Annotated in this window: 11 protein-coding genes; 5 read left to right on the top strand and 6 right to left on the bottom strand. The window is 26.8% G+C overall.

What is annotated here, in order from left to right:
• Positions 1 to 52: 52 nt before the first annotated feature.
• The 4 genes from L8T82_RS07810 to L8T82_RS07980 are packed head-to-tail and all read left to right on the top strand — an operon-like array spanning position 53 to position 2,021.
• Positions 53 to 802 carry a hypothetical protein gene (locus L8T82_RS07810; RefSeq protein WP_133319961.1) on the top strand — a complete coding sequence of 250 codons (750 nt, stop codon included), beginning with the start codon at positions 53 to 55 and terminating at the stop codon, positions 800 to 802.
• Between the two features lie 9 nt (positions 803 to 811).
• Positions 812 to 1,132 (top strand): DUF2920 family protein, encoded by a 321-nt coding sequence (locus L8T82_RS07990; protein WP_318530101.1) that lies wholly within the window; start codon positions 812 to 814, stop codon positions 1,130 to 1,132.
• A 5-nt stretch (positions 1,133 to 1,137) separates the two neighbouring features.
• Complete coding sequence (locus tag L8T82_RS07985) at positions 1,138 to 1,467, top strand: DUF2920 family protein (protein ID WP_318530100.1); 330 nt, start codon at positions 1,138 to 1,140, stop codon at positions 1,465 to 1,467.
• Positions 1,443 to 2,021, top strand: a complete 579-nt coding sequence (locus tag L8T82_RS07980) for a DUF2920 family protein (RefSeq protein WP_318530099.1) — start codon at positions 1,443 to 1,445, stop codon at positions 2,019 to 2,021. Before L8T82_RS07985 ends, L8T82_RS07980 begins: the two co-directional genes overlap by 25 nt.
• Here L8T82_RS07980 and L8T82_RS07800 read toward each other — a convergent pair.
• The 6 genes from L8T82_RS07800 to L8T82_RS07775 all read right to left on the bottom strand — a co-directional run bounded on the left by L8T82_RS07800 (position 2,014) and on the right by L8T82_RS07775 (position 7,654).
• A complete protein-coding gene (locus tag L8T82_RS07800; RefSeq protein WP_220567325.1) occupies positions 2,014 to 2,247 on the bottom strand; it encodes an acyl carrier protein in 234 nt (77 codons plus the stop codon). The genes L8T82_RS07980 and L8T82_RS07800 overlap by 8 nt on opposite strands.
• Positions 2,248 to 2,333: 86 nt before the next feature.
• Positions 2,334 to 3,587 (bottom strand): cation:proton antiporter, encoded by a 1,254-nt coding sequence (locus L8T82_RS07795; RefSeq protein WP_220567324.1) that lies wholly within the window; start codon positions 3,585 to 3,587, stop codon positions 2,334 to 2,336.
• A gap of 11 nt (positions 3,588 to 3,598) precedes the next feature.
• Positions 3,599 to 4,558 carry a pyruvate kinase gene (locus tag L8T82_RS07790; protein ID WP_220567323.1) on the bottom strand — a complete coding sequence of 320 codons (960 nt, stop codon included), beginning with the start codon at positions 4,556 to 4,558 and terminating at the stop codon, positions 3,599 to 3,601.
• 1 nt (position 4,559) lies between these two features.
• Positions 4,560 to 5,618, bottom strand: coding sequence for a sulfate adenylyltransferase (locus L8T82_RS07785; protein WP_220567322.1), 1,059 nt, complete (start codon positions 5,616 to 5,618; stop codon positions 4,560 to 4,562).
• Complete coding sequence (locus tag L8T82_RS07780; protein ID WP_220567321.1) at positions 5,605 to 6,135, bottom strand: adenylyl-sulfate kinase; 531 nt, start codon at positions 6,133 to 6,135, stop codon at positions 5,605 to 5,607. The genes L8T82_RS07785 and L8T82_RS07780 overlap by 14 nt, the downstream gene beginning before the upstream one ends.
• A 22-nt stretch (positions 6,136 to 6,157) precedes the next feature.
• Entirely contained in the window at positions 6,158 to 7,654 is a 1,497-nt protein-coding gene (locus L8T82_RS07775) for an amino acid adenylation domain-containing protein (RefSeq protein WP_263726266.1), read from the bottom strand.
• Positions 7,655 to 7,715: 61 nt separating this feature from the next.
• On the opposite strand from L8T82_RS07775, the gene L8T82_RS07770 reads away from it, so the two are divergent.
• A partial coding sequence (locus tag L8T82_RS07770) for a DUF2920 family protein (protein WP_263726265.1) occupies positions 7,716 to 7,975 on the top strand: 260 nt, incomplete at its 3' end.

The raw sequence follows: 7,975 nt of genomic DNA, 5'->3' as shown, positions 1-7,975 counted from the left end.
AATATTACTTGATGTTCAAAAATTAAACTAAAAGATGCAAGAAAGGAAAGAAATGAAAAATTTTTTTAACTCATTACAAGATAAAGAATTTATTTTTGCGCCACAATGCTATAAAACATGCAATGGCGGATGCTGTCATAATATTCATGCACAATATTTTAAATTTAATAAATCTAGTGCGGTGATATTACCTATGCTTGAAGTTGAATATCTTTCGCTAAAGCAAGCCGGTAATACATATTTAGAAAATGGAAAAGTCAATACCTTTACTTTAAAAAATGGAAAAAAAATCAATGCTTATTTTGCAAAATGTGATTTAAATGGACTTTGTAATCCTCATAGTCTTAGACCTTTGATATGCAAGCTTTATCCTTATTATCCTCAGGTTGATTATGATGGAAATTTTTTAGGGGTTAAACCTTGTGCGTTATTTGATATTTTTTATAAAGATGCCCAAAAGCATTATTGTACTATAACCCATAGAAAAAATGATGAGTTTTTAAAGGAATTTGAGCAAAGCACACAGGTATTAAGAAAGGAACCTATAATGATATTTGTGTTTAAGGTGCTTGAAGTAGTAGAAGAAACTCTTAAGCAGTATACTTATGATCATTATGGAAAAGTAATTTATCTTGAAGAATTAACACATGAAGAAAAATTTGATTTTTTTGCTTTTCAAGAGATTAATTCTATGACTATGCAAGCATATAGAAATGAAAAATTTATTGACAAAATTCAAGATATATATGATAATTTAGAGATGCGATATCAAGAGCATTTTACAAAGTATTTTAATGATTAGAGAAAAATTATGCTTAAAAATGAAACTTATTTTATAGACTCTTGTGATGATGTAGAATTAAATATAAAAAGAGAAAGTAAGTTAGAATATAGAATTACTTATGATGATAGTAAGCAAATGAAAGCTATCGTTTTTATCATAGGAGCGTATGGTTCTAATGTTGATTTATCAATCATTGATTTTGACAGGCAATTTATAGCTAAAAAATTTGTAGTGGCTGTAAGTGTTTTATATCATTGTTTTAGCTGTAGAATAAATGAAAAAGATAAAAGATATAGTGCACAATTTTCGTATGATGAATATAATGTAAATCAATTAAAAAATCCCTAGAAAAGATGAATTTTAATACGCATGGACTTAATACATGGAATATGGAAGAATATCTTGTTTCATTGGAATCTACCATTGATACTTATAAATTAAAAGGTGTTTTAGCTAATGATTATAAGTTTTTTATAACTTCTACTATGTTACCAGCTAATAATGAATATCAAAATTATGGTATTATGGCTGCTATTGATTGTATTAATAGCTTAAAAGATTTGTGTAAAAACTTTCCTGATTTTAGAAGATTACCAAAAATTTATGGAGGAGGGTCTTATGGAGGTTATCTATCTTTATTGATATCTAAAATAGCTCCTTGGCGCATGTTGATGGAGTTATAGATAATTCTGGTGAAGCAATATTGCTTTTGGGTTATATTATAGGAAAAGATTTAGATCATCCTGATGCGCTTTATTATTCCAGAAATTTTCAGGTTGGAATTTTTTTAAAAACTTATTGGAATGCCAATAAAGAATCGCCATATTGTTTTAAAGATGAGAATTATGAAATAAGAACTTTATTAAATCAAACTCATTTAATTTTACAAGCTCAAAAAAATAAAAATATACTTTATGCAAGTTATCATAGTTCTGCTGACCCATTGACTTCTTGCGAATTTAAAACTCAATATATGCAAGTTTTAAAAACATTGGGTTATGATGTTAATTTTCACTTGATAGATGAAAAAGATATTGATGGTAAGTTTATAAAAAAACTCACACATGGAGGTGGAATAACAGTTAAAGCTTTATTTGGTAGGGAATTACCAAAAATGCTTGAAAAATTTAAGGATAAAAAATTCATCCTAAGAGAAGATAGTATAAGTTATCCTTGTAAGGATAAGGTTTTTACTTTTAAAGATAAAAGTAATAAATTTGTGCTTGAGATTATATAACTTCCTCAAGCATATTTTTAATCGTAGAAAAATCCTCAAAATTATCCGGAGTGATATATTTAGCATCTAAATTTTTTCCTATAAATTTTTCGATTTCAAGTATTAATTTCATCATATCAATACTATCAATAATATCATCATCCACTAAATTACGACTATTTTCATTTATATCACTTCTATTAATTGCATTAAACATATTTTGTATATTACTAAAATCAATTTTCATTTTTATCCTTTTTTTATTATGATATCTAAATTTTTATAAAAACAAAGTTATAAAAATTTTTAAAGGAAACAATTATATCAATTATATCAAAACTTATAAAATACTTCATCATTTTTATTTTTTTGATATCTTAGCCAATATCCAGCTAACATTGAAGAGAATAAAGTGGTAAGTATCAAAGTTGTAAAAAAGCTAGTATTGATAATTTGATAATAAAAAGCAACGCTAGCTAAAACAATACCAGGACCTCCTCTTGCATTCATGGTGATAGCAAAATTAACTCTTGATAAATTAGAAATTTTTAAAGTTAAAAGAGATAAATAACATCCTAAAAACTCAAAAACGCAAGCTAATAAGCAAAACATAACAAACATAATAAATGAAAATTCATGAATAACATTTAGCTGTATTCCAATTAGTGCAAAATATATCGGAATAAAACAAGAAAAAGAAAAATCAGATATACTAGTAATTTTTTCTTTTAACTCATGATTGTTTTGCAATATATTTTTGATTAAAAATCCCACTAAAAAGGAAGTATACATGGGATTAATATGAACAATATTTAACAACGCAATAGCTAAAAATAATAGCACAAAAGAAAGCGTAAAAAAGTCTATAGATTCAAAATGAAAATGAATTTTGCTAACAATATTTGCTAAAACTTTTACAAGGATAAAAAGAATAATAGTAATAAAAGCTGTCCATAAGTTATTTTCAATTGAAAAAGAATTGCTTGTTGAGGCATTAATAGCGACATTGAGTAAAATCCACAAAAATAAATCTTGTATGGTGGAGGTAGTTAAAACTATACTAGCAAATCTTGTTTTTATGATGCCTATATCAAAAAAAATCTTTGAGATAACAGGAATTGAAGTAACTGCTATGGCTATTAAAAAAACCAAACTAAAAGATAAATCATTTCCTTTTTCTCCAATAAAACTATCTTTGAAATAATCAATAAAAAAATAGCCTAAAGCAATAGGTATAAAGGTTGCTCCTAAAAATAAAGTAAAAATGATTTTAATGTTTTGTTTTTCAAAATTAATTTGTGTATTAAAACCTGCAATAAACATTAAAAATATAAGACCTAATTGATAAAAAGTATTTAAAATTTTTCCTTGCTCTTGAAAATTTAAAAATATATGTGTAACAAATTCAGGTGCTATAATATAAAGCCCGCTAGCTCCTAATATAAATCCTCCTGTAATCTCCCCAATAACCTTAGGTGCTTTTAAAAAGGTAAAAATTTTACCAAAAACAAAAGCTGATAAAAGTAAAACACCTAAAGATAAAAATATAGCAGTAAGATTATCAGGACTTAAAGATTCTATTTTCATTGTCCAACCCTTTATAAAGTTATTTTTTCAGAGTTAATCTCATTTTTCATTAAATTCAAGATTTTTATACATTCTTGCACATATTTCCCAACAGCTGTTTCTTCAGATAATTGAATTCCATAAACACCACTTTTTGATATATTATATAAATCATCGATTTCTGCTATAGTAGGTATAGGTTTTTCTTCCATATTTTTAAGAATTTGAGTTGCTAAAAATACTCTTACACCATTATGATTAGCCATTTGAATAATATAATTTTGAAATCTAGGAATTTTTTCGATACCAATTTCTGTAGATAAATCTCCTCTATCTATTAGTATAAAATCAATTTCTTGTAAAATTTCATATAGATTATTTACTGCTTCTAAGGTTTCTATTTTTGAGATGATCTTGGTGTCTGAATTTAATGATTGTTTTAACTCTTTTATATCTTGAGCCTTTCTTACAAAAGAAGCTCCAAGATAGTCAATCTTAAACTCATTACAGAATTTAATCAATTCCATATCTTTTTCAAATAAAAATGGAATATTTGTATGGAGATTTCTTATATGCATACCTTTATTGTTTAATAATAATCCATCGCTTTTGGAAGTAAATATTATTTCTTCATTACTAACAGACTTAACAATAAACAAAAACACACTATCATTAGCATATACTTGCATACCTGGTTGAATTAGTTTATAAAAATCTTTAAAGTTAAATTGTGTGGTTTTTAAGGTAAAATCTTGATCTTTGGAAACTTGTATAGGCTCATTAATATTAGCAGTTCTTATCTTATTGCCAGGAAGATCAATTAAAATTTTGGCAGATTTGCTTTGGTTTCTTATATTAAAAATAGTATTTTTTATATCTTCTAAATTACCATGAGCTCCATTTATTCTATAAATAAAATTATCTTGATGAATTTCATTAATTTTGAATTTATTACCTAAGCTTGGACCTACTGTTAATATATATTTTTGCATTTTAATCCTTTATAAAAATATTACTTACTCCAAGATTTATGAGTGTTTGAGCAACCTCTTTTCTCATAAATCTCTCATTTGGAATTTCTCCCGAAATTAAGGCTTTTCTAATTTTGGTACCACTGATAGAAATTTTATGAGTATCTTTGTGTGAACATACCTTCTCGCTAACTATCTCTTGACATTTAGTACAAAAATATGGCTCTTTTAAAAGTAATAGCTCTATGCCAAGCTCATTTGCAGAATTTAATTCCTTCGCAAGCTTGTGCGCTTCGTACACTCCATAATAATCACCCACGCCAGCATGATCTCTACCTATAATAAAATGAGTACATCCTGCATTTTTGCGAACTATTGCATGAAAAATAGCTTCTTTGGGACCAGCATAACGCATATTAGTTTCTAAACCTTGTATAAATACTCTATTTTTTGGATAAAACTCTTCAAACATTATTTTATATGCACTCATAACTGCTTCTTGGGTAAAATCACCTTCTTTTTTCCATCCGATTAAAGGATTAATAAACAAAGCATCGCAAAGTTCTAAAGCGATTTTTTGTAAATGCTCGTGAGCTTTATGTATAGCATTTCTTGTTTGAAAACCAGCAATGGTTTTTACTTCTTTATTTTTTTTACTAAAAATATCTTGCAATATATTTTTATATAAGCTATCTTGATAAAATTCTTCTTTAAGTTGTATTTTTCCTGCAATTTTAAAGGAAGATTTTGATTTTTCTTTTTTTATACCAGGATGATTTAGATCTTTGGTTTGATAAATTTCAAACAAATCTTTATCTTGCACCTGAAATTTATCTTCTATGTGTATATTTCCTATTAATTCGTTTTTATAATACAAATCTCTTGTACCACCTACAGTGTAAGAATTTAAATTTTCCACCTCTAAGGTTATAGGTAAAGTCCAAATTGAACCATTTGAAAGCTTCATGCTATAAACTACACTTTTAAAATCTTCATAGTTCATAAAACCTTCCAAGGGATCAAAAATTTTTGATGCAAGATATTTAAGATCTAAAAAATTTTCATGGTTAATGGTTATCATTGTTATTTTCTTTTAAGATTTTAATAATCATTTGAACTTTTTCTTTTATTTTATCTTGAGAAGAGTTGTCGATGGTCAAGTTAGCTTGAGGTTGGTCAAAACTAATGTCAATGCCAACTACATTTTGTGTTTCTTTATTTATTGCTTTAGTATAAAGACCTTTTTGATCTCGCTTTATTAATTCATCCATATTGCATTTAATATAAACTTCAATATAATTTTGAAAAATTTGCCTATTGTATTTATAAATTTCATTAAACATAGATATTGTGGTGATGATAACTATCATGCCTTGATCATTTAAAAATTTGGCAAATTTAGATCGCTTGATAGCCAAGTTAATACGACTTTGCTTATCATAATCATATGCTTCTAAAATATCTCTAAATTCATCACCATCAAGATAAATAATATTAGCATAATCTTGTTTGAGTGTATTATATAAAGCTTTTCCTATCGTGCTTTTACCACTCCCTGCAAGACCTGTTAAAGTGATAACTGGAAAAGTTGTATTCATTTTTGACTTCCTTAAATACTTTTTATTTGATTATCTTTAAAACCTTCCTATCAATCTTCCCATTTGCATTTAAAGTAAATTGTTCTATTTTAACAAATTTTTTAGGTATCATGTAAACAGGGAGTTTGTCTTTTAAAAAGTTTTTAAAATCTAACTCTTCCTTACTTTCATAAAAGCAAATAATTTCTTCTTTAAAAATACAAGCACAATTTCTTACATTCTCATGAGAATTGATAATACTTTCTATCTCTCCAAGTTCTATGCGATGACCCATATATTTGATTTGATGATCTATCCGTCCATAACATAAAAGTTCACCAAAATCATTATAAGCTACCACATCACCTGTTTTATAAAGCAAGTCTAGGTAATTATCGTGCAAAGGATTTTGCACAAAAGCTTGCTTTGTTTTTTCCTTATCGTTGTAATAGCCTAAAGAAAGACAAGTTCCTCTTACATAAAGCTCGCCTTTAATTCCCACTTGACTTGGAGTAATTAAATTTAAATTTTCATCAAAGACTAAAAGTTGGGTATTTTTACAAGCTTTTCCTATAGGTAAAAGCTCATCATCGCTAAATTGCCTATCAACTATGTAAAAAGAGCACACATCGGTAATTTCAGTAGGTCCGTAAAGATTAGCAAATAAAGCACTAGGAAGGTGCTTACGCCAAATGTTGAGTTGTTTATTTGGCATGATTTCACCACAAAAAAGAATTTTATTTAAATGCCTTAGTGTAAAGGCTTCAAGAGCATTAGTATTAGCAAAATAAATCAGTACTGAAGGTACCCAAAAAATTGTTGTTATTTTTTCTTGTTCTAGATACTTTAAAATTTTATTTGGAAAAGCAAAAAGATGATTAGGCAGTATATGAAGCGTAGCTCCCATTTTAACAGAGCTAAATATATCTAATATGCTATTATCAAAGTAAAATGGCGCTTGATTAGCAAGTATATCTTCATGGCTTAGCTTAAAAGTTTCACATACCCAAAAAGTATAATCAATCACACTTTTATGGCTTATGCTTACTCCTTTTGGAGTTCCTGTGCTTCCGCTTGTAAAAAAGACATAAAGTAAATTAGTATCTATGTGATCGTTTAAAGCTTTTTCTAAAGCATTTTCATTTATAACAAAGCTTTCAAAATCTTCTGTGAAAATGGTATCAAGACTAAAATCTAAATTTAATTTTTTAGAAGTAATTAAAAGCTTTGGTTTCAAAACTTCTATAACTTTTTCTACACGCTCTTTGGGACTTTTTTCATCTAAAAGTGTATAAAAATTTCCACTTTTTGCTACACCAAAAAAAGAAAGCAAACAATCAATCCCTTTAGGAAGTATGATTAATACAGGATCTTGTGTACTTTTAGTAGGAAGTTTAGAAAGAATTTTACTTGCTATTTTTTTACTTAAATCATCAAATTCTTTATAGTTTATACTTTTACCATTAAACTCAACAAAAGCATTTTTACTTCCAAATTTAGCAACACTTTCTTGTAAAAAATCATTGATATGAGTTGTCATGAGCTTCCTTGATTTTTTTAGTTATAATAGCATATAAATTATAATATCAAGAAAGAAAAATATGCTCATAAATCAAACTTATTTTATAGACTCTTGTGATGATGTAGAATTAAATATAAAAAGAGAAAGTAAATTAGAATATAGAATTACTTATGATGATAGTAAGCAAATGAAAGCTATTGTTTTTATCATAGGTGGATATGGAGCAAATGCAAATATACATTTTCTAGAAAGTTATAGAAATTTTATAGCTAAAAAATTTGATGTAGTAGCTGTAAATGTATTTTATCATTGTTTTTGCCAAAGAGTTTCTGATGTGGA

This window comes from Campylobacter sp. IFREMER_LSEM_CL292 (assembly GCF_025771615.1).
Classification (GTDB): domain Bacteria; phylum Campylobacterota; class Campylobacteria; order Campylobacterales; family Campylobacteraceae; genus Campylobacter_D; species Campylobacter_D lari_D.
This window is presented reverse-complemented; position numbering and strand designations above follow the sequence as displayed.

Bases quoted from the DNA above. Each gene is read 5' to 3' on its own strand.
- L8T82_RS07810 (WP_133319961.1), top strand. From the start codon at position 53: ATGAAAAATTTTTTTAACTCATTACAAGATAAAGAATTTATTTTTGCG.
- L8T82_RS07990 (WP_318530101.1), top strand. From the start codon at position 812: ATGCTTAAAAATGAAACTTATTTTATAGACTCTTGTGATGATGTAGAA.
- L8T82_RS07985 (WP_318530100.1), top strand. From the start codon at position 1,138: ATGAATTTTAATACGCATGGACTTAATACATGGAATATGGAAGAATAT.
- L8T82_RS07800 (WP_220567325.1), bottom strand. From the start codon at position 2,247: ATGAAAATTGATTTTAGTAATATACAAAATATGTTTAATGCAATTAAT.
- L8T82_RS07795 (WP_220567324.1), bottom strand. From the start codon at position 3,587: ATGAAAATAGAATCTTTAAGTCCTGATAATCTTACTGCTATATTTTTA.
- L8T82_RS07790 (WP_220567323.1), bottom strand. From the start codon at position 4,558: ATGCAAAAATATATATTAACAGTAGGTCCAAGCTTAGGTAATAAATTC.
- L8T82_RS07785 (WP_220567322.1), bottom strand. From the start codon at position 5,618: ATGATAACCATTAACCATGAAAATTTTTTAGATCTTAAATATCTTGCA.
- L8T82_RS07780 (WP_220567321.1), bottom strand. From the start codon at position 6,135: ATGAATACAACTTTTCCAGTTATCACTTTAACAGGTCTTGCAGGGAGT.
- L8T82_RS07775 (WP_263726266.1), bottom strand. From the start codon at position 7,654: ATGACAACTCATATCAATGATTTTTTACAAGAAAGTGTTGCTAAATTT.